Origin of the sequence: Pontibacter oryzae, assembly GCF_003576375.1 — a bacterium.
Taxonomy (GTDB): domain Bacteria; phylum Bacteroidota; class Bacteroidia; order Cytophagales; family Hymenobacteraceae; genus Pontibacter; species Pontibacter oryzae.
In genome coordinates, this window is sequence record NZ_QWGE01000002.1 from 635,716 (window position 1) to 656,480 (window position 20,765).

Genomic DNA, 20,765 nt, shown 5'->3' on the forward strand with positions numbered 1-20,765 from the left:
AAACACCCGTTCATGAAAAAAACAATACTGATAGTAGCTATGGCAAGTATACTTTATAGCTGCCAGCAAAATACTGCATCCACAGAATCTGCAGCGGCAGAAACCAGTGCCGAAGCACTTGCCACAACTTACGGCGCTGACTTTGCGCCGGGAGAAGACATTATTGCAGCAGATCAGTTGCTAAAGGCGCTGGCTGGTAAGGATTCCGTTGAGACAACAGTTCAGGCTGTTATCAATGAGTCTTGCCAGGCAAAAGGATGCTGGATGGACGTTAAACTTGGCAACAGTGAAACTATGAAAGTTACTTTCAAGGACTATGGCTTTTTTCTGCCAGTTGAGGACCTGACCGGGCGCGAGGTTATATTTAGAGGTACGGCCAAAAGAGAAATGATTTCAGTTGAAGACCAACGACATTTTGCAAAAGATGCAGGTAAATCTGAGGAAGAGATAGCCTTGATCACAGAGCCAAGAGAAGAGTTTCGTTTTGTGGCGGATGGCGTGAAGTTGAAGCAGTAGAATTAAAGTAACGGCTCCATTGTTCAGGAGCCGTGCTCTTTTAGCTTATCTGGTACCTGATATTACTTTACAGCCGTCTTTCCAGCTAACTTTTTTATTCAGAGGCTGACCACTTGCCCTTAAACCTACGTAGTTGGCTATATTCAGACTTTGTCTTATAGATACTACATATGGAAAACAATTTGAATGGAGACCAGATGCACGGCTCAATCTTTGTGTTCCTAAAACGCTTCGTTGAAAGCACCTATGATTTTAGCACCTGGATTAGACTCTCGGAGGAAACGGGAGTTAACCGCACCACTTACCAGATGCACGAGATGTACCCCGTAGAAGAGCTGAACACAATTATCAAGGCTATATCCGAAACATCAGGTAAAGGAGCCCACGAGGTTTTGGAAGCCTTCGGCACCTTTCTGGTTCCTGACTTGCTTCTTATCTTCAAGAAGTATATCGATCCGAACTGGGGTACTTTTGAGATGATACAAAACACCGAAACAGCTCTCCACGGTGCTGTCAGGTTGCAGGATAACCGTACCAACCCTCCCCGCTTGAATGTTACCAGAGTAAACAAAAACTTACTCGTAGTGGATTACTATTCTAAAAGGCGAATGGCTAGTATAGCTATTGGCATCATAAAAGGGATTGCACAGCACTTCAATGAAATCGATTGCTATAAAATCTGGCCGCTTACAGACCTCGACTCTGAACGTGTTCAGCTACGGATTGAGCGCCTGGAGAAGCAATTGTAAAACCATACTTTCATAGTCTCATTCTTTGCATCAAAAATAAGAGGCATTTTAGGGATAATATACTGGTAAGTGAGCTATTACTATTATAGCCGCAACTTATTGTTGCTATCATATACCATCACCAATATTCCTTATAAGCTTATGCATCGTAAACTACTCTTCTCCTTTACTTTCCTCTCTCTGTTGCTGGCGTTCCAGGCGCTGGCCCAGGAAAAACAATTGCGCGTGGAGCCTGCCTTCTGGTGGACAGGCATGAAAAATACAGAGCTCCAGCTAATGTTGCATGGTGATAACATTGCAGCACTCACACCTGAGCTCAAACATTCAGGGGTTGCGTTAAAGGATATCATTAAGGTTAAAAGCCCTAACTACCTTTTCATCAACCTCGATCTCAAAAACGCTAAACCTGGTAAGTTTGAAATAAAGCTTAAGCAAGGCAATAAAATCATCGAGCGCTATGCTTACGAGCTACGTGCGCGCGCTGCAAATTCAGCTCTGCGCGAAGGCTTCAACACCTCTGATGTTTTGTACCTCATCACCCCTGATCGTTTTGCCAACGGTAATCCAAAGAATGATACTGTAAAAGGAATGGCTGAAAAGCAGAACCGCGCAGACAGGGGCGGCCGCCACGGCGGAGACATTGCCGGCCTCATTAAAAACCTTGATTACATAAATGACATGGGTTTTACGGCAATCTGGGTCAATCCTGTGCTCGAAAACGATCAGCCTTCTTACTCGTATCATGGTTATTCTACTACTGATTTTTATAAGGTCGACCCGCGTTTTGGAAGTAACCAGGAATATGTTGAGCTGGCCAAGCAGGCGAAAGCAAAAGGCATAAAGCTGGTGATGGACATGATTCTGAACCACTGCGGTTCTGAGCACTGGTGGATGAACGACCTGCCAACAGACGATTGGTTAAATTTTCAGGATGGTTTCAAGATAACGAATCACCGGCGCGAAGTGGTACAGGACCCTTATGCTTCTGCTTACGACTACAAAATGCATACACAGGGCTGGTTTGTAGAATCTATGCCTGACCTGAACCAGGAAAATGAGTTAATGGCCACATACTTAATACAGAATACCTTATGGTGGATAGAGTATGCTGACCTTGGTGGCATCCGGATGGATACTTACTCCTACCCTAACCCCGAGTTCATGACCGAGTGGACACGCCGCGTTATGGAAGAATACCCTAATTTTAACATGGTGGGCGAAGAATGGTCGGTGAATCCAGCCATTGTCTCTTATTGGCAGCGCGGCAAACAAAATAGAAACGGCTATACTTCGTACTTGCCAAGCCTAATGGATTTTCCGGTACAGCACGCGTTAGCTGAATCGCTTAAGAACGATGAGAGCGGTTGGGATACAGGCTGGATGCAGCTTTACACTATGCTGGCGAACGACTTTTTGTACCCTGAGCCTGAGAACTTGGTTGTTTTTCCGGATAACCACGATATGGACCGCATTTATACGCAGCTTAACCAGGACGCTGACCTTACAAAGCTTGCCGTAACATACATACTTACCACGCGGGGAATTCCGCAATTGTACTACGGAACCGAAATTCTGATGCATAACGATGAGAAAGGCGACCACGGGATCATACGGACAGATTTTCCGGGCGGCTGGTCCGGCGACAAAACAAATGCTTTTACAGGCAAGGGGCTAACGCAGCAGCAACAGGATATGCAGGACTTTACCAAAAAACTGTTAAACTGGCGGCAGTCGGCCAAGGTGATTCATGAAGGCAAGCTTACACATTATGCCCCTCACAAAGGTGTGTATGTTTACTTCCGGGAAAAAGATCAGAAGCGTGTTATGGTCATTCTCAACAAAAATGCCGAACCTTATACCCTAGAGCTAGACAAGTTTGCGCCCCAGCTAAAAGGCACGCAGCAAGGCAAGGATGTCATCACTGGTAAAGCTTTCGACTTGAGCAGCCAGAAATTGGAGTTGCCAAACAAAGCTCCCCTTGTGCTTGAGCTACAGTAAGCATAGTTAGTAGTATAGTTAAACAGGAAAGGCACTTTTAATAAGTGCCTTTCCTGTTTCTGCGTTTTGTTGATGCCTGCCATATATTGCTTTCCCTATCCTTAGCGGCCTTTTATGCGTATGCCTTAGCTGGTGTTAAAAGCGCCATTTATTTTTCATGTCATCAAATCACCAAAACTTAACATAAAATTGCATTTATGAGTGACTTTTTGAACAGAGTATACTTCGAGAACACTGTCCAATCTTATCTTATTTCTTTAGGTTTTATACTTATCGGATTCATACTTATCCGGTTCTTCAAAAACTCTGTACTAACGCGTGTTGCCCGGTTAACACAAAAAACCAGTACCAGTATTGATAATTTCTTGGTAGAGAGCATTGCCAGGTTTGGCGTACCGGCGCTCTATATCACGGTGGTATACCTTGGGCTTAACTACTTAGTGTTATCAGAAAGGGCATTTAAGATTATACAATTCGCCACCATTGTTGCCGTAACCATTCTTGTTATCCGGCTGCTGTCATCTACCATACTTCTCATGCTTCGCTCTTACATACACCGGCAGGAAAACGGCGAGGAGAAAGTTAAGCAGTTGGGCGGCATTATGCTGATTATTAATATCGTGATCTGGGGACTTGGCTTCCTGACGCTCTTAGATAACCTAGGCTATGATGTAACTACAGTAATCGCAGGTCTGGGTATTGGTGGTATTGCCATTGCCCTGGCGGCTCAGAACATCCTTGGTGACCTTTTTAATTACTTCGTAATATTTTTTGATCGGCCCTTCGAGGTTGGAGATTTTATTATCATTGATGATAAGTTAGGTGTGGTGGATAAAATAGGCATCAAAACCACGCGCCTAAAAAGCCTTTCGGGTGAGCAGCTTGTTTTTGCCAATTCAGACCTGACCAACTCCCGCATCCATAACTATAAGCAAATGCAACAGCGGCGGGTTGTATTCAAGATTGGAGTTATCTACCAAACCACTTATGAGCTGGTACAGGAAATCCCGAACCTTTTAAAGAGAATTGTAGAGGAGCAGGAGCCCGTGCGTTTCGATCGCGCGCATTTCTCATCCTACGGTGATTCCAGCCTGGATTTTGAAGTTGTATATTACGTGATGTCTTCTGACTATAACATATATATGGATATACAACAGCGTATTAACCTTCGTATCTTCCAGGAGTTTCAGCAGCGCGCTATTGAATTTGCATATCCGACGCGCACGCTTTTTGTCGTGAACGAAGAGCAGGAGAAATCAGACACGATACCCATTAGGCCTTAAATATACCGATATGTTAAGTAAGAAAAGAGCGCTGCAACAGCGCTCTTTTCAGTTAAGATGTTTTCAAAAAGAAAACCCGCTACAGAGTAACGGGCTTTAACCTATATGTCTAACTATTTTAATTATGTTCAGGCATTAAATCCTAAACATTCCTAAAAATACATAATTCAACTTTAAAATTAAACTATTTAACTTCGCAGCATATTTTATCCAGCTCATGCGCAAAATAATTTACCTGTTCACTTTGCTATCGCTGTTTAGCTGCGGCCCTCAAACCCAGCAAGAACCTGCATCCTTACAACATACCACAGATCATGAGGTTTTGGAGCAAGATACATCCATCCAGCAAGCTAACTCCCTTGAGGGGGTTTTCTCCCCTACGCTGGATACATTAGCATTATCCCCTGCGCCAGCCACTCTCTGGAAACTTTTGATGGAAGGCACATACCATAAAAAGGAAGTATTTAAAGGCGCAGAACGTCTGGAGTGGTTTGGTTTATACTTTAAGGACGGGAACTACACGCTGGAGCCAACCAAGGTTACTGTGAATGTTGTAAAGGACCCGGTGGCCGAAAAAATTAAAGGCGTTCTATCGGGGCGGCAGGTCATAAGCAGTTTACCCGACGCAGCTTTCCTGGTTGCGGCACTCAAAGGTATTAAAGCAGGTACAGTTGACACAGCCCGCTACAGCCGTACCACGATGCCAGCAAACCAGCAGCTGAATATTCTGTTCAGAAATAAAGAATACACAATCAGCGCATATGCCGACAGCACGGCGGCTGACATTAAGACATATACTTATACACGCTATGGCTGGCGCATTCGGGGCAAACGTAACGGGCGCATGCTGACACAAACGCTGGCCGAGGATGTTGATTTTGAAGACTCAATCTACGTACTGCTTTGGGCCGGAGACTTGGACCGAGACGGCATTCCCGACCTCTTGATAGATTTATCGAACCACTACAACGTAAGCCGCTACACTCTCTTTCTTTCGTCGCTGGCTGAGCCTGGTAAGCTTTACAAGAAAGCAGCCGTCTTCGAAACCGTCGGCGCTTAACAGATTACTTTTTTGGTGGCTGGTGCGGGTTGCGGTTGCGTTTCGGTTGCAAAGTATTTCTTGCGGAACCATTGCGCTACATTAACCAACAAGATAAGGGCAGGCACTTCCACTAACGGGCCAACTACACCGGCAAAAGCCTGCCCGGAATTTATACCAAACACACCTATGGCAACAGCTATGGCCAACTCAAAATTATTGCCAGCGGCCGTAAAAGATATGGCTGCACTCTGTGCATAGTTCGCGCCTACCATTTTGCCCGCAAATAAACTTACCACAAACATCACGGCAAAGTAAATGCAGAGTGGCACGGCCAACACCAATACATCAAAGGGTATTGTTATAATGGTATTTCCTTTTAAGCTAAACATTACTACTATGGTAAAAAGCAGCGCGATGAGCGTAACAGGACTAATGGCTGGCAAAAATTTATCCTGATACCAAGCCTCCCCTTTTGCTTTAATAAGTATAATCCGGGATAGTATACCAGCTGCGAAAGGTATACCAAGGTAAATGGCAACGCTTTGGGCAACCTCACCCATGCTTATTTGCACTACCTCTCCTTTAATTCCGAAGTATGGCGGAAGCACAGTAATGAACAAGTAAGCAAACAAACTATAAAATAGTAACTGAAAAATGCTGTTGAATGCCACTAGGCCAGCTGCATATTCTCTATCGCCTTCGGCCAGTTCATTCCAGACGATAACCATGGCGATGCAGCGGGCCAAGCCTATCATAATCAGACCTACCATATACTCGGGGTAAGCTCTGAGGAATATCAGCGCCAAAGCAAACATAAGCACCGGGCCAATCAGCCAGTTTAGCACCAACGACACAGATAATACCTTTACATTCTTGAAAACCTTTCCCAGTTTCTCGTAGCGGACTTTTGCTAGCGGCGGATACATCATCAGAATAAGTCCGATGGCAATAGGCAGGTTTGTAGCACCCTGCTGAAAGCCATTAATAAAACTAGCCATACCAGGAATAAGGTATCCTAGCGCTACTCCAAGCCCCATGGCTAAAAATATCCAAAGGGTTAAGAACCGATCAAGGAAAGACAGGCGTTTGCGCTGATAGGTAGGGTTGCAGGTTGTCATATTAAGAAAAGTGGCTGGTTATGATTCGAATCTGGTTAATAGGCTTGCCGTAGCATATCCGCAAAAGCGTCTGGTAACGGACTATCCTCAACGGCTTTGGCAGCCCGTTCCACATCGTAAGGCACTCGCACAAACTCAACTTTTATACTGTCCGGGTTAGCGGTGCTACTTTTATCGTTTAGCTCCAGAAGTACATAGCAAGCAGTGTTATCACCGTCTTTTGGTTTGCCAACAGACCCCAGATTAATTGCATGCCTATACTTAATCTGGTCTTCGCTCTCCTGCGTCAGCGTGCGGTGATATGGCTTGTGCGTATGCCCGAAGAGCATAATGTCAGCATTAGCATCTTCTAATAGCCTCAGCAGGCTTTTCTCCGGCCTATCCTCAAAGAGATATTCGTTGATTTTGCGTGGGCTACCATGAACCATTAAAACATTGATTTTCTCACCCGGCACTGGTTCAAACTCAAGAGTGATGTGCCTTGGCAACTCGCGCAAATACTGCCTGTTTTCCGGGGTGATTTGCTTATTTGTGTAAGCAATAGATTGCTGCCCGCGCGCTTTGTCTTCTTCGGTTTTGTAGGCGCAGCCACAGTCATCGCTATGAAGTCCTACCCCTTCGTCATAGTTTCCTGCAATGGTCGGGATGCGGTGTTGCCTGATTAAGTTTACCACTTCGTTTGGCCAGATATTGTAGCCAACCAGATCGCCCAGGCAGTAGATCATGTCTGGCTTACGGTTGGCAATATCATGTAATGTGGCTTCAAGGGCTGGTAGATTTGCGTGTATATCGCTGATGAAGGCTAATTTCATAGTATAGGAGGCTTAACGTTATGCGTTGCTTGTTATGTTAAAGTTAGCAACAGCCGCTGCCGGGTGTGCACGATGTGGATTCAACCGGCATGTAGGAAATGTTGGTTAACTGTAATTTCTGCTGCTGAGGCTGCTCAGAAGGCATGCAGCAGGCACTGGCATCCTGCTCCTCGAAATGTGGATCATTAAAGGCTGCATCCTCATGGAAATAGTATACTTCCCACTGCACACCATCCGGATCCTCTACCCAAAATTTATCCTGCACGGCGTAACAGCATGCGGTTCCAATCTCCTCGCGGTTTACAAGCCCCTTGGCCTTAACATCTTCGAGGTACTTTCGGAGCTCGTTCAGCGTTTCCACCTGAAAGCCCAAATGGCCAAAGTTCTGCTGCACCCTCGCAGGGTTTTCTACAAACGAAATGATTAAGGCAGGTTTACTCAGCATGAACTTGGCATAGCTCGGCTTCACCTTGTCTGGCTCCTGGCCAAAGAATGAAGTATAAAATTCAACTGTTTTTGCTAGGTCAGTCACGTATAGGCTCACGTGCATTCTAGAGAAAGTAGCTGATGTCATCGGGTTATACTTTAGAAGGTTATATTATACTTAGCAATCGCACTGGTCGGAGCAGCATACGCTCTTGATCCTATGAAGCAGTTGCTCCATCACCTTTCGGGCCTCGTCAAAAACTTCCTGATCAATACAATAGCACACTGTTAATCCTTCGATTTCGCCTTTTATCAGACCGGCACTTTTCAATTCCTGCAGGTGCTGTGACACCGTGGTTCGGCTTAACGGCAGAACTTTAGAAATATCACCGGATATGCAGGATTTAGTTTCGGCCAAGTGCTCAAGTATGGCGATCCGGGCTGGGTGCGACAGCAATTTTGCAATGCGTGCCACCTCCTGTTGCTCCTGGCTAAACGCTAAGGCTTTTGTATAAGTCATGAGGGTCAATACTATGTATGTCGTAAACATACGTCATAGTATGATCAATGTCAATTTTTGATCACATATTTTTTTGAAGTCTCGCTTTTTAATAAGATTGGGGAGAAAGAAAAAAGCCGCAGCTTACGCTGCGGCCTTTCTCAGATGGAAATTTAATACTAATGTACATGGCTTTATACGTACAGGTTACAGTTAGTATACACTAATTATCTGTTGTACCCACCAAAGTAGCCATAATAACGCGTGTGCCTGTCTTCGTCGCGGCGATAGTGGTCGTTACCAAATTCCCTGAAATTATCTTCATTCCCATAAGAGCCATCGTGGCGATAACCATGGTTTCCGCGGCTGTCAAAATCACGGTACCTGTCTCCTTCCTCCGGGTTATCATAATTAGGGTTATACCCGCCACGATAGCTATAATGCCTTGGCCGCCGTGCATAAGGGCTCTCTGCATACGGGAACTGCTCAACGCTATCCAGATCATTCTCTGCGCCTCTAGGCAAGCCATAATCCGAAAAACGTGGCTGATCGCTGTAATTTGCAGTATCGTACATCTCTTTGTAATAATCTTCACGCGTACCAGCCGGGCCTCCTTCTCTGCCGTAACGCTCGCTCTGCTGCAAACGGTAATACTCTCCTGGCTCACGCCTAGTATCACCTAAGTGCGCGTGTTCTCGCCCATGAAAACGCCAGTGCCTGTGGTTTCCATGGTCTTCTTGCCTATAATTCCGGCTAAAGTCGCCGTAATGCATGTCTTCTCTCCTATCTCTCATAGTTATCTATTCTACCGTACAACGTGCTGGCTTGCGCCTTTACACTTTTTTACATCTATTGAATTTTATCGTCTATCTCTGTTACGGAGATATTGATCATAGTTCTCATCGTTTTGGCCTTGCCAGCGATCCATTTGGCTATAATGCTGGCCTTCGCCATAATGTGGCTGGCCTGGTGCATAATTTCTGCCAGAAAAGCCTCCCCTGTAGTTATTGTCGTAATTCGGGTTGCCTTCTTCATACCTTCTATAAGATTCGTAGTCGCCTCTGCCTCCGCGGGTCCAATTGCCTTGTGGTTCACGCCGGTTAACGTCGTGACCGAAGCGCTCATCAGCCATACCAGTCCGACCCGATTGCTCCCTTTGCCTGAATGCCTCGTAGTCTCTATCTGTGTAGTCTGCCTTTGCCTCATAGTGGCGGCCGGAGTTATGATCATCCTCCGGGAAATAGCTCATCCCATATGGATTACCACTACGATTATCCTGGGTATAGTCCGGGCCAATATACTGCGCCCCTCCCGGTTGAAACCTTCCCTGCCCTGACATCTGAGACTGATCGGCATTACTGTTAAAGCTTCGGCTATCTGCGTACTGGCTGTAAGCGTTGTTGCCATAGCCACGGTTAAAATGCGAGTCCACGGTATAGTTACCGCGGTCAGAGCTCTGGCCTTGGTGATGACCGTGCAGCCAACGCGCACTTCTGTCATCCCGGTAATTATTATTGTCTCTGTAATTATCTCTGCTTTCGTTGTTCATAGCTTGTTAACATTTAGTGAAACATCTGATCGTTACTCATCTTACGGCTGTAAAGTGCACTTAGGTTAAACCTGCCTGCTTCTCATGCGTTAGAATGGGTACAGTCATATAACTAGAATACACACACTATGGAAAACAATAATTGGAATTACGGCGAACGCCCTAACTCGCCAAGGCATAGAAATAACCCAAACTATGATGAAGTAAACCCGGATAGTTATCGTGGCGCTTACCGTTTCGATAACGAGAGCGATCATCATAATGTATCAACTTGGGATAACTCAAGAAACACTGGCAATAACAGCCAGTACAACCAGCGCCAGGACTACAACCAGAACTATAACCGTGATTACAATAGGAATTATAACCGTGATTACAACAGCTCTGGCTATGACCACGACAACTACAATTTAGACAGCCGCTACAGAAACAACGATAACTCTTACCGCAGCAGCAACAGTTCGGATTGGGGCCGCCATCATGATCAACGACAGCAGCAGCGCCGTTCGGACTATCAGTCACAGCATCATCAACCGCAACAGCACCGCAGTGTGCATGACCGCATCGAAGACCAAGACCCATATGGAGTAGGTAACTTCCAGGCAAATTACGGCCCAGACTCTTATGGCCAGGGTGGTGGAGAAAACTATGGAAATGAGGCTGGCTCGCTGAGTTATGGCTACGACGGCTCTAACAATTATGATCCTGACTGGAACAGGCACTATGATCCACAAACCGGACATAGAAGGAGCTATCACGGCAATTACACCAGCAGGCATCCTGAGCCATCTCAAAACCGCGATGATCGTGAGAACAACTATCCTCAGGGCAATCAAGACAGGTACTAATATTTAAACATTCCGCTTTAATAGCATAAACTTTAACCTAAAATTGACATAACCATGAACACAAACGATAAGAACAAGGATCAACTAAAGAACGAAGATCCTAACAAGACAATCAATAAAGGCAACTCGGTGCCAAATATTAACCCGACTGGCCAGCAGAAAAAAGTAAACGAAGATGATATTATTAAAGGTAAGGTTGGCGGAGCACCTTCACAGAAAAGTGGCAGCCGTGGCAGTGCCGATGTACAAGATGGTGGCACTGATATAGGCAGCAGTGCAGGCAGCCACTAAGCCTATACTTCTAAAACAGAAAAGCCAGCAAATATTTGCTGGCTTTTCTGTTTTAGAAGTATAATGTATAAAGTGTTAAGCCTTTTATTGCAATTCTTCTTGCTCCATGAATTCCCACATGGCATCTTCGCTTGCACCCGTCTTAACGGCATACACCAGCATAGTAGTATAAACACCGATCAGTAAAAAGCTCAACGGGATTGAGAATACGAAGGAAACAATCAGTGTTTTAACCGGGTCAGGCTTTGATTTCATTTTGGTTGAAGCGTACCAAAAAAACAGCACATTAAATATACCTGATAGTGCAACTAGATTAATAATGTCAACCATTGGCTAAAAGTTATAGTGTGATGAGGGAAAGTATATTGCTCGTTTGTGAATTCCTGTACTTTATCATCATCAACAAGGTGTTATACACTGACCGGCTGTTTTATAATTATCTTTATTCCTGAACAGCTTAATGCAATTTAAAAGGCTATTGTCTAAATCACAAGTTTTAGACAAATTAATTTCATAAAAACTTAACACTAATGGTATGCACAAACTCACTATTAATCAGCATTTTGTCTTTATTTTTGAATTTTATTCATAAAATCACTTTACACTGCAGGCTACATATTAGCAAAAGTCTGCTTAATGATTGAATACTATATAGTATGAGTGATTTTATTATTATTCCAATTAGTTTGTAGCTGGAGGTATATTGCACTGAAATATTATAGCCGTTGAACATGCCTGGCTAATTGGTTTCATACTTGCTAGCAAACTTAACCTCAATAGTTAAATGTGAAGGTACTATTTACAAAAGTGACTTAAACTACATATTTTTACATCTCTCACGCGCTGAAGTATATCAGTATGTTTAGTGAAGCGCTCTACTAGAAGGATTAAATCTTAGAATGCCCAATGGAGGTAATGGACAACCCACGTAACCGTATTATTGCCGAGGCAAAAGAATTGTTTTTTAGGCACGGCTATAGCAAAGTGCTAATGGCAGACTTAGCCAAGAACCTGGGGATGAGTAAGAAGACGCTTTACCAATACTTTAAAGGTAAAGAGGAACTGCTCAATGTCATCATCATACAACATGGGAATGACATACAGCATGAAGTGGAACGGATTTTAAAGAGCGAGGCAATTGAATTTCCTGAAAAAATAAAGCTGATCTTCAGTTATGTCGGTACGAAGCTACATTACATCAACCCAGGCTTTGTTCAGGACATTAAGAAGAATGCTCCGTCGAGCTGGCAACACCTTCAGAAACACAAAGCTGATGCAGCTTTCCTCCGCTTTAACTCCCTCCTGGATGAGGGAATGCGTAAAGGCTATATTCGCCACGACACCAACAGAACCATGGCTGTACTGCTGTATGCCAGTGCTCTAGATACCATCCTCAACCCCGAATTTACACAGCAAGTGCCATCCGAATTGATACAAGAGTTACCTCAAACCCCAGCTGCGGTTTTTGATGGACTTGTAAAGATAATATTCAATGGCATCATCAGCCTGAAGCCTGAGCAGGCATAACTTATATTCAGTTGCAATTCATAAAAAACGTCCACTAGCTAAAAGTTTGTGGACGTTTACTTTAGGGATACTTGTGTTTAGTACAAGTACCCTGCCTGTGAAAGTTTGTTTATAGCTTGGAAATTTGGCGCATCATAGTACTCTCTCATGAGTACCGATATATGTTTAAACGTCAACTAATTTATATCGTTCAAGTACAAATACTGATTTATACCCCGTATTAACCTCATATTTATAAATTTGTCAAAGCTGTAACTACCCAGTAGTTACTTCATTTTTGTTCATAAAAAAACCACTGCATTTTGTGCAGCGGTTTTTTTTATGATGCCCCGAAAAGCTACAAACTCATAGTCAGAATCTGCTTCACGTCCGGTATCTGGATATCGGCACGCTCTCCTAGATCTTTAACGCCCCGTTCTTCGAACCGGGCAACTATTTTTTTGATGGTATCCTCCCCTACTTCGTAATCCGAAAGCTTGGTCTTGATGTCTAAGGACTCGAAAAATGCGATGGTAGCCTGAATGGTAGCTTCTATACGCTCATCTTCGGTTCCTGCGTTTACGCCCCATACCCTTGAACCATATTGCAGCAACTTCGCTTTTTTGTTCCCGCTTTTATACCGCAGTAACGATGGTAATACCACTGCCAGGGTTCTGGCGTGGTCAATTCCGTGAAGGGCCGTTAACTCGTGCGCGATATAATGCGTTGCCCAGTCGGTTGGCACGCCTGTACGGATAACGCCATTTAGAGCCATTGTTGCGCTCCACATAAAATTAGCCATAGTATCATAATCCTGAGGATTATGTACAGCTTTTGGGCCCTCTTCTTTCAGCGTTAGCAGCACCGCTTCTGCCATACGGTCTTGCAACGGCGCATTAACTGGGTACGTCAGGTATTGTTCTAACACGTGTGTAAATGCATCTACAACCCCATTGCTTATTTGCCTTACCGGGAGAGTAAATGTTGTTTCAGGATCTAAGACTGAAAATTTTGGGAAAGTAAACGGGCTTCCAAATGCCAGTTTTTCCTGCGTTGAAACGCGGGTAACAACCGAGCCAGAATTCATTTCAGAGCCAGTAGCTGGCAAGGTTAGTATAGCGCCAAATGGTGTAGCGTTCGTTACTGGCTCGCGCTTCGCTAATATATCCCAAGGATCTGCCCCCTTATACTCCATCGCTGCCACGATAAACTTAGTGCCGTCGATTACGGATCCTCCGCCAACTGCTAAAAAGAAATCGATCTGCTGGCGCTTGGCTATATCCACAGCCTGCATCAGCGTCTCGTAATGCGGATTTGGCTCAATGCCACTGAACTCAAGTACCTCAAAGTCCTTCAGGGCTTCCATTACCTGGTCATAAACCCCGTTCTTCTTTATACTTCCGCCGCCATACGTAACCATGATACGCGCGCCTTGCGGAATCTCATTTGATATGGCACTAATCTGCCCTTTCCCGAAAAGTATTTTAACCGGGTTGTAAAAGGTGAAGTTATTCATATGTAATTATATTTCGTTGAGTGTTCAAAAAATGCAAATTAGTTGCACTTTAACTTATGGTGATGGATTGATAGATTATACTTCTCTATCAGCAACTTTTACCAGTTGCTTTCCTGTATTTTCGCCTGTGAACAGGCCTAGAAAAGCATGGGGTATATTTTCAAAACCTTCTGTTATTGTCTCCTGATATTGAAGTTTACCGTCTTTTACCCAACCGGCTAAGTCTTTAGCTGCTGTTCCAAAATCTTTCGCAAAATCGCTTACTATAAATCCTTTCATTAGGGCGCTTTTCTTCAAAAGTATAGGCTCCACGCGCAACCCTGTAGCTGGGCTTGTGTTATTGTAATATGAAATTTGCCCGCAAATAGCGATTCTAGCAAACTTATTGATTACATAATAAACTGCATCTGAAATTTCTCCTCCCACATTATCGAAGTATACATCAACGCCATCAGGACAGGCGTCTGCAATTGCCTGGTTAATATCTTCCGCAGTCTTATAGTTTATAGCCTCGTCGAAGCCAAGTTCATCTTTTAGGTATGCTATTTTGTCATCTGAACCAGCAACTCCCACTACTCTGCAGCCTTTGATTTTGGCTAACTGCCCAACGATGGTTCCTACTGCCCCTGCGGCGCCAGAAACCACTACAGTTTCGCCTGGCTTAGGGTCACCGATGTGGAGCAGCCCAAAATATGCAGTTAGGCCAGGCATACCTAAAATTCCTAAATGATAGCTAAGCGGAGCAACATCAGGATTTACTTGGTTCAAACCTTCACCATTATGAACAGTATATTTCTGCCATGGCAGGTTACCGACAACAACTGCTCCCTTTGAAAAATCATTGTGTTTACTCTCGACTACCTCGGCTACTATACCTCCTGTAATGGCACTGCCAACCTCATACGGCGCCACATACGACTTTGCATCACTCATTCGCCCACGCATGTATGGGTCAACAGACACTACAAGGGATTTGAGGAGGATTTCCCCATCTTGTAAGGCTTTAATTTCTGCTGTTTCGAATGCAAAATTGTCTATACTTGGTGCCCCTTTCGGGCGATTAGCTAATATTATTTTCTGGTTTTCCATTTAACTCTGTGATACTGTTTAAGTTTATTACAACAGAGGTTCAGAAGTTTTGTTTAAGCTCTATTTAAATAGATGTAGTTATGGCACACCAAACCCACAGGAAATCAATAGTTTAAAATTCAAATTCACATATACTCTTTAAACAAATGGGCTTAAAACAGAAAGGGCTTAGCGATTAGCTAAGCCCTTTCTGTAATATATCTGGAAGTAATTATTACTTTACTTTATCGATAATAGCTTTGAAAGCCTCTGGGTGGTTCATCGCCAGGTCAGCAAGTACTTTGCGGTTCAGGTCGATGTTAGCCTTCTTCAGGCCACCCATTAATGTAGAGTAAGACAAGCCATGCTCACGTGCACCTGCGTTAATACGCTGGATCCATAAGGCTCTGAAGTCTCTCTTCTTAGCTTTTCTATCACGGTAGGCATATACTAAGCCTTTTTCTACCGCATTTTTCGCAACTGTCCAAACATTCTTGCGACGGCCAAAGTAACCTTTGGCCATTTTCATCATTTTTTTTCTTCTGTGTCGTGCTGCAACGACATTTACCGATCTAGGCATTTCTTAAAAGTTTTGGCGGCTGGTGATTCTAAAAAATCTTTCTAAAGACCAGATACCGGGTTCGTACTAAAAATTAACCGACTACTAATTCTATCGCAGAATTAGATTTTCAGCATGAATTTAACGTTTGCTTCATCAGCTTTGCTAACAAGGCCGATGTGCGTTAAATTACGCTTCTGCTTTGTGGTCTTCTTGGTCAGGATGTGGCTCTTGTAAGCGTGCTTACGCTTGATTTTGCCAGTACCTGTCAAAGAAAAACGCTTCTTTGCACCAGATTTGGTTTTTACTTTTGGCATGAGTATAAAATTAATTAAATGAAACTACTTCTTCGCAGGAGCGTTCTTCGGCGACAAAATAAGAAACATTCTCTTACCTTCCAGCTTCGGCAACTGCTCAACTTTAGCTAAGTCCTCCAGTGCTTGGGCAAACTTCAGAAGCAAAATCTCACCGCGTTCTTTAAACACGATTGACCTACCCACGAAGTGAACATAAGATTTGATCTTATAACCGCTCTCAAGGAATCCTTTGGCATGCTTCAGCTTAAACTCGAAATCGTGGTCATCTGTGTTCGGACCGAACCTGATTTCCTTGATAACGACCTTTTGCTGCTTGGCCTTCATCTCCCTCGTTTTTTTCTTCTGCTCGTACTTGAACTTAGAATAGTCGATGATGCGGCATACCGGTGGATTAGCTGTTGGCGAAATCTCGACGAGGTCAAGATTTTGCTCGTTAGCTATTCTTTGAGCATCTCTGGTTGAGTATACTCCTTGCTCAACATTGTCACCAACTACCCTTACTTCTCTGGCAGTTATCTTTTCATTGACTTTGTATGGCTCCTCCACCTTTCCGCGTGGGATATAGCGCCTATTTTGCGTAGCTATGGTTGTACCTCCTTAATTTAAATTCCACAATTAAGTTGCGAATATCGCAATTTATCTATCAAAAAGAAAATTGTTTTCCTAATTGTTCAGCATTTCGGCCACTTTGCCTTGGAAGAATGCACTGAACTCTTCAATTTTCATGGAGCCTAAGTCTCCCTCTCCGTGTCTTCTTACGGATACCGCTCCGTTCTCTTGTTCCTTTTCACCTACTATCAGCATGTAAGGTACTTTACGAACCTCTGCATCTCTGATTTTGCGGCCAATCTTCTCATCGCGGTTATCAACATATCCCCGGATATCATCCTGCTGCAGGCGGTCGTAGACCTGTTGCGCAAAATCGTGATACTTTTCAGAAATAGGAAGTATGGCAATTTGCTCTGGGCTTAACCACAACGGGAAATTACCTCCGCAATGCTCGATCAGCACGGCCACAAAACGCTCTAGGGATCCAAATGGCGCACGGTGAATCATTACAGGGCGGTGCTTCTGGTTGTCAGCGCCAATGTATTCCAATTGGAATCGTTCAGGCAACTGATAGTCAACCTGAATAGTTCCAAGCTGCCATTTACGGCCAAGGGCATCTTTCACCATAAAGTCGAGCTTTGGTCCGTAGAACGCAGCCTCTCCCAGTTCGGTTACAGTTTTAAGGCCTTTCTCCGCAGCAGCCTCGATGATAGCCGCCTCGGCTTTGTTCCAATCCTCATCGGCCCCAATATACTTTGTTTTATTCTCAGGGTCGCGGAGCGAGATCTGAGCAGTATAATCTTCAAAGCCGAGCGCTTTAAACACGTATAGTACCAAGTCAATTACTTTCAGGAATTCCTCTTTAACCTGATCCGGACGGCAGAAGATATGCGCATCGTCTTGCGTGAAGCCACGAACGCGGGTCAGGCCATGTAATTCGCCGCTTTGTTCGTAGCGGTACACTGTACCGAACTCTGCAAAACGCACAGGCAGCTCTTTGTAAGATCGTGGGCGGGTTTTATATATCTCGCAGTGGTGCGGGCAGTTCATCGGCTTCAAGAAGAACTCCTCCCCCTCGTTAGGCGTCTTGATGGGCTGGAACGAGTCGGCGCCATACTTTTCATAATGGCCAGAAGTTACATAAAGCTCCTTGCTACCGATATGCGGCGTTACAACCGGCTGATACCCGGCTTTAACCTGAGCCTTGCGCATGAACTGCTCCAGGCGCTCACGCAATAATGTGCCTTTTGGCAACCAGAGCGGTAGGCCCATGCCCACTTTTTCTGAGAAAGCGAAAAGCTCCAACTCTTTACCAAGCTTGCGATGGTCGCGCTTCTTAGCCTCCTCAAGTCTTTCTAAATACTCAGTAAGCTCCTTCTGCTTCGGGAAGGTAATACCATAGATACGGGTTAGCTGCTTGTTCTTTTCATCACCGCGCCAGTATGCACCGGCAATATTAGTGATCTTAGCTGCTTTGATGAAACCAGTATTAGGCAGGTGCGGGCCACGGCAAAGGTCTACAAACTTGCCTTGCTCGTAAAAGGTGATAGAGCCATCTTCCAGGTCCTTGATCAGATCAAGTTTATACTCATCGCCTTTCTTGCTAAAGTACTCGATGGCATCGGCCTTAGAGACCTCGCTGCGCAGGTACTCATTTTTCTGGCGGGCAAGCTCCAGCATTTTCTGCTCCAGCTTGGCTAAATCCTCCTGAGAAAGGTGATGCTCTCCCAGATCAACATCATAGTAAAACCCATTTTCGACCGGCGGCCCAATCCCAAACTTCACGTCCGGGTACATGTCTTCCAGCGCCTCTGCTAAAAGGTGAGCAGATGAATGCCAGAACGTATTTTTGCCTTCGTCGTCGTTCCAGGTGAGCAGCTGTACGGCAGCATCCTCGTTTATAGGGCGCGTAGCATCCCAAACAGAGCCGTTTACTTTAGCAGCAAGCACGTTGCGAGCTAAGCCTTCGCTTATACTCTGTGCGATCTCAAAGCTGGTTACGCCTTTATCATACTGGCGCACCGAGCCATCTGGCAGTGTGATGTTAATCATAGTTGTTTATCTTTCTATCTGTTCCTGTAGGCGTACGGCTGCACTATCAGGTATTGGTTTCGAAATTTTATACTTCAGCCTGGCAATAGCCTGGTATGCATACGTTGCTCTTGGCTCAACCTCAACAAGCAACTGATACGTTGCCAGAGCTTTAGAGTACAAGCCCGCTCGTTCGTATGCACTAGCAAGCTTACCTAAGTATTCAGGCTTCGATTTAAAGGCAGCATAAGCCTTATCGAGATGCACCAGCGCCTCATCGTTGTTGCCTTGGCCATGATAAAGCACACCTAGCTTATAATTAACCTCAGGTAACGTATCATTTATACTTTCGGCATTCTTAAAAGCCTTAAAAGCGCTGTCGGATTTTTGCTCAGACTGGTAAATAAGCCCCATGTTATACCATAACTTAGCATCCTTAACGCCTGTTTTCAAGGCAGACCTAATGTATGGCTTCGCTTCTGAAAAGTTATCCATTGCTACGTACAGGCCCGCAAGCTCTCGCTGTGCCTGTAAGAATCTTTTTGAGTGCTCAAGCGACAAGGCATAGTTTTTTATCGCCTTCGTGGTGTCGCCTAGCGCTTCCTGCACACGGCCTTTGTAATAATACACAAATTCATCAGCGGGTGATAAGTTCTCGGCCTTCTTGAGGTAACTCAGCGCCTGACCATACTCCTTTTTGTGCAAGTACAACTCAGAGAGCAATACATATAAGGAGGCACTTTGATACGAGTTTCTTTCAGCTTGTAGTGCCAGCTGCAATGCTTCATCTCTGTTGCCGGTTGCTCTGAGAACCTGCGCCTTTACAAATAGGCTTGATGGCTCGCTGCCCGTAAGACGAACAGCTTCATTAGCATCCTTCAATGCTAAGTCCAAACTGCCTTTTTGAAGTAATATCACTGCACGCCGGGCATAAAGGCTACCATCCCGCTTAGAACGTTCGATGGCATCATTTAAATTAATCAATTGTGCATCAGGATCGTCTTTAACCACGCGGAGATCAACCATTTTTTCATGGTCGTTCTCGTTAGGTGCACAAGCAGCGAATAAAACCGGAGCCACCAACAGCAATACTTTCGCAATTCGCACCATTCCGGCCTTTCCTCTATATTTTATAATTGCACAAGTTTATACTTATGGGCGCTAAATTAAGACATTTTGCTAAAAGAGAAGCATCTACTCAGGATAAAACAGTTCCTACCGCTATAAACAAAAAGCCTGCCACCAAAACGGAAGCAGGCTTTCTTATAGTAATTCTTTCTTTCAAGTACTTTGAAGCTCCTTTAGCATAATTTTGCAGCGCCTGCTTAGCTCCAACTCTTCCTTCGTTTCAAATGTTAAGGCCAAGGCCTTTTGAAGCGTGTTGATGCACGCATTGGTTTCATTCATCTCTTTGTAGACGCTTGCCAGGTCAAAATAATATTTGATGTTGTTTGGCTCGAACACTACTGCCTGCTCAATTGCCTCGGCAGCTTTTTGGTTAGTAGCCTCGCCGCAAACCCCTCCGAAAAATATTTTAGCCGCTGCTTTTTCTGCAAAATTCAGGTTAGCCATTTTAAAGTACCAACGACCCAGTATATACCAAGCTCCGGCATGCTGGCTATTATCAAGCAAGGCCGCATCTACAAATGACTTAACCTGGTTAATGCCCTCTAAACGCTGCCTGGCCCCTTCTGTCATGGCGCTGCAACCTATAGCCAATGCCATGGCATAGTTTGCCTCGGCATCGGTTGGTTGCAATTCATAAGCCTTGAAGGCGTACTTCTTTGCCTGCAAGAAATGGTCGGATTTCCGGGTCTCGTCCGAAAACCTGTCGCCTATACGGCAATGTAAGTAACTGGCTTTGCACAATGCTTCGTAATTATCGGGCGATTGTGTTATTACCTGCTCAAACAAAAGAAGCGCTTCGCTGTCTCTGTAATTACTGAGAAGTTCTTGTGCCCTTTGCATGAGCTCAGTGCTTGAGGCGGAGCCGCCTTCCACCCAAACGGCGGCAGGGGCTTCTCCACAAAGCAAACAACTCAAAAGAATAGCAGTTAAAAATCTCTTCATATACTTAGACCTGTCTAA

At 44.6% G+C, this 20,765-nt stretch carries 23 protein-coding genes; 8 read left to right on the forward strand and 15 right to left on the reverse strand.

Going from position 1 to position 20,765, the window contains the following annotated elements; translation table 11 throughout:
- Positions 1–12 precede the first annotated feature (12 nt).
- From D1627_RS07595 to D1627_RS07615, 5 genes are all read left to right on the forward strand, one after another.
- Positions 13–516, forward strand: coding sequence for a DUF4920 domain-containing protein (locus D1627_RS07595; RefSeq protein ID WP_233555548.1), 504 nt, complete (start codon positions 13–15; stop codon positions 514–516).
- Positions 517–686: 170 nt separating this feature from the next.
- Complete coding sequence (locus D1627_RS07600) at positions 687–1,265, forward strand: heme NO-binding domain-containing protein (protein ID WP_119431613.1); 579 nt, start codon at positions 687–689, stop codon at positions 1,263–1,265.
- A gap of 141 nt (positions 1,266–1,406) precedes the next feature.
- A complete protein-coding gene (locus tag D1627_RS07605; RefSeq protein WP_119431856.1) occupies positions 1,407–3,263 on the forward strand; it encodes a glycoside hydrolase family 13 protein in 1,857 nt (618 codons plus the stop codon).
- A 197-nt stretch (positions 3,264–3,460) separates the two neighbouring features.
- On the forward strand, positions 3,461–4,546 hold the full coding sequence (locus D1627_RS07610; RefSeq protein WP_119431614.1) for a mechanosensitive ion channel family protein: 1,086 nt from the start codon (positions 3,461–3,463) through the stop codon (positions 4,544–4,546).
- Between the two features lie 217 nt (positions 4,547–4,763).
- Positions 4,764–5,606, forward strand: a complete 843-nt coding sequence (locus tag D1627_RS07615) for a hypothetical protein (protein ID WP_119431615.1) — start codon at positions 4,764–4,766, stop codon at positions 5,604–5,606.
- On the opposite strand, the gene arsB is transcribed toward D1627_RS07615, so the two are convergent.
- The 6 genes from arsB to D1627_RS07645 all read right to left on the reverse strand — a co-directional run bounded on the left by arsB (position 5,603) and on the right by D1627_RS07645 (position 9,992).
- Positions 5,603–6,706 (reverse strand): ACR3 family arsenite efflux transporter, encoded by a 1,104-nt coding sequence (gene arsB, locus D1627_RS07620; protein WP_119431616.1) that lies wholly within the window; start codon positions 6,704–6,706, stop codon positions 5,603–5,605. The two genes, D1627_RS07615 and arsB, sit on opposite strands and share 4 nt — an antisense overlap.
- A 35-nt stretch (positions 6,707–6,741) precedes the next feature.
- A complete protein-coding gene (locus D1627_RS07625; RefSeq protein ID WP_119431617.1) occupies positions 6,742–7,518 on the reverse strand; it encodes a metallophosphoesterase family protein in 777 nt (258 codons plus the stop codon).
- A gap of 43 nt (positions 7,519–7,561) precedes the next feature.
- Positions 7,562–8,092: an ArsI/CadI family heavy metal resistance metalloenzyme gene (locus tag D1627_RS07630; protein WP_119431618.1), complete on the reverse strand. Its 531-nt coding sequence runs from the start codon at positions 8,090–8,092 to the stop codon at positions 7,562–7,564.
- 30 nt (positions 8,093–8,122) lie between these two features.
- Positions 8,123–8,464 carry an ArsR/SmtB family transcription factor gene (locus D1627_RS07635; protein WP_119431619.1) on the reverse strand — a complete coding sequence of 114 codons (342 nt, stop codon included), beginning with the start codon at positions 8,462–8,464 and terminating at the stop codon, positions 8,123–8,125.
- A gap of 206 nt (positions 8,465–8,670) precedes the next feature.
- Positions 8,671–9,237 carry a hypothetical protein gene (locus D1627_RS07640; RefSeq protein ID WP_119431620.1) on the reverse strand — a complete coding sequence of 189 codons (567 nt, stop codon included), beginning with the start codon at positions 9,235–9,237 and terminating at the stop codon, positions 8,671–8,673.
- A 65-nt stretch (positions 9,238–9,302) separates the two neighbouring features.
- Positions 9,303–9,992 carry a hypothetical protein gene (locus D1627_RS07645; RefSeq protein WP_119431621.1) on the reverse strand — a complete coding sequence of 230 codons (690 nt, stop codon included), beginning with the start codon at positions 9,990–9,992 and terminating at the stop codon, positions 9,303–9,305.
- Between the two features lie 128 nt (positions 9,993–10,120).
- Between D1627_RS07645 and D1627_RS07650 the strand changes: the two genes are divergently transcribed.
- Positions 10,121–10,840: a hypothetical protein gene (locus tag D1627_RS07650; protein WP_119431622.1), complete on the forward strand. Its 720-nt coding sequence runs from the start codon at positions 10,121–10,123 to the stop codon at positions 10,838–10,840.
- Between the two features lie 54 nt (positions 10,841–10,894).
- Positions 10,895–11,131 carry a hypothetical protein gene (locus D1627_RS07655; RefSeq protein ID WP_119431623.1) on the forward strand — a complete coding sequence of 79 codons (237 nt, stop codon included), beginning with the start codon at positions 10,895–10,897 and terminating at the stop codon, positions 11,129–11,131.
- A gap of 84 nt (positions 11,132–11,215) precedes the next feature.
- Here D1627_RS07655 and D1627_RS07660 read toward each other — a convergent pair whose 3' ends face one another.
- Positions 11,216–11,386 (reverse strand): hypothetical protein, encoded by a 171-nt coding sequence (locus tag D1627_RS07660; RefSeq protein WP_233555549.1) that lies wholly within the window; start codon positions 11,384–11,386, stop codon positions 11,216–11,218.
- A 651-nt stretch (positions 11,387–12,037) separates the two neighbouring features.
- On the opposite strand from D1627_RS07660, the gene D1627_RS07665 reads away from it, so the two are divergent.
- Complete coding sequence (locus tag D1627_RS07665) at positions 12,038–12,658, forward strand: TetR/AcrR family transcriptional regulator (RefSeq protein WP_119431625.1); 621 nt, start codon at positions 12,038–12,040, stop codon at positions 12,656–12,658.
- Between the two features lie 337 nt (positions 12,659–12,995).
- Here the strand turns inward: D1627_RS07665 and D1627_RS07670 are convergent, their stop codons facing one another.
- The 8 genes from D1627_RS07670 to D1627_RS07705 all read right to left on the reverse strand — a co-directional run bounded on the left by D1627_RS07670 (position 12,996) and on the right by D1627_RS07705 (position 20,747).
- Complete coding sequence (locus D1627_RS07670) at positions 12,996–14,153, reverse strand: iron-containing alcohol dehydrogenase (RefSeq protein ID WP_119431626.1); 1,158 nt, start codon at positions 14,151–14,153, stop codon at positions 12,996–12,998.
- Between the two features lie 75 nt (positions 14,154–14,228).
- Positions 14,229–15,242: an NADP-dependent oxidoreductase gene (locus D1627_RS07675; RefSeq protein WP_119431627.1), complete on the reverse strand. Its 1,014-nt coding sequence runs from the start codon at positions 15,240–15,242 to the stop codon at positions 14,229–14,231.
- 214 nt (positions 15,243–15,456) lie between these two features.
- Positions 15,457–15,801 carry a 50S ribosomal protein L20 gene (gene rplT / locus D1627_RS07680; protein WP_119431628.1) on the reverse strand — a complete coding sequence of 115 codons (345 nt, stop codon included), beginning with the start codon at positions 15,799–15,801 and terminating at the stop codon, positions 15,457–15,459.
- 101 nt (positions 15,802–15,902) lie between these two features.
- Entirely contained in the window at positions 15,903–16,097 is a 195-nt protein-coding gene (gene rpmI, locus D1627_RS07685) for a 50S ribosomal protein L35 (RefSeq protein ID WP_025605954.1), read from the reverse strand.
- A 24-nt stretch (positions 16,098–16,121) separates the two neighbouring features.
- Complete coding sequence (infC, locus tag D1627_RS07690) at positions 16,122–16,643, reverse strand: translation initiation factor IF-3 (protein ID WP_119431629.1); 522 nt, start codon at positions 16,641–16,643, stop codon at positions 16,122–16,124.
- A 117-nt stretch (positions 16,644–16,760) separates the two neighbouring features.
- On the reverse strand, positions 16,761–18,698 hold the full coding sequence (thrS, locus tag D1627_RS07695; RefSeq protein WP_119431630.1) for a threonine--tRNA ligase: 1,938 nt from the start codon (positions 18,696–18,698) through the stop codon (positions 16,761–16,763).
- Between the two features lie 6 nt (positions 18,699–18,704).
- Positions 18,705–19,787, reverse strand: coding sequence for a tetratricopeptide repeat protein (locus D1627_RS07700; RefSeq protein ID WP_119431631.1), 1,083 nt, complete (start codon positions 19,785–19,787; stop codon positions 18,705–18,707).
- A 171-nt stretch (positions 19,788–19,958) separates the two neighbouring features.
- Positions 19,959–20,747 carry a tetratricopeptide repeat protein gene (locus D1627_RS07705; RefSeq protein WP_233555550.1) on the reverse strand — a complete coding sequence of 263 codons (789 nt, stop codon included), beginning with the start codon at positions 20,745–20,747 and terminating at the stop codon, positions 19,959–19,961.
- Between the last annotated feature and the right edge of the window lie 18 nt (positions 20,748–20,765).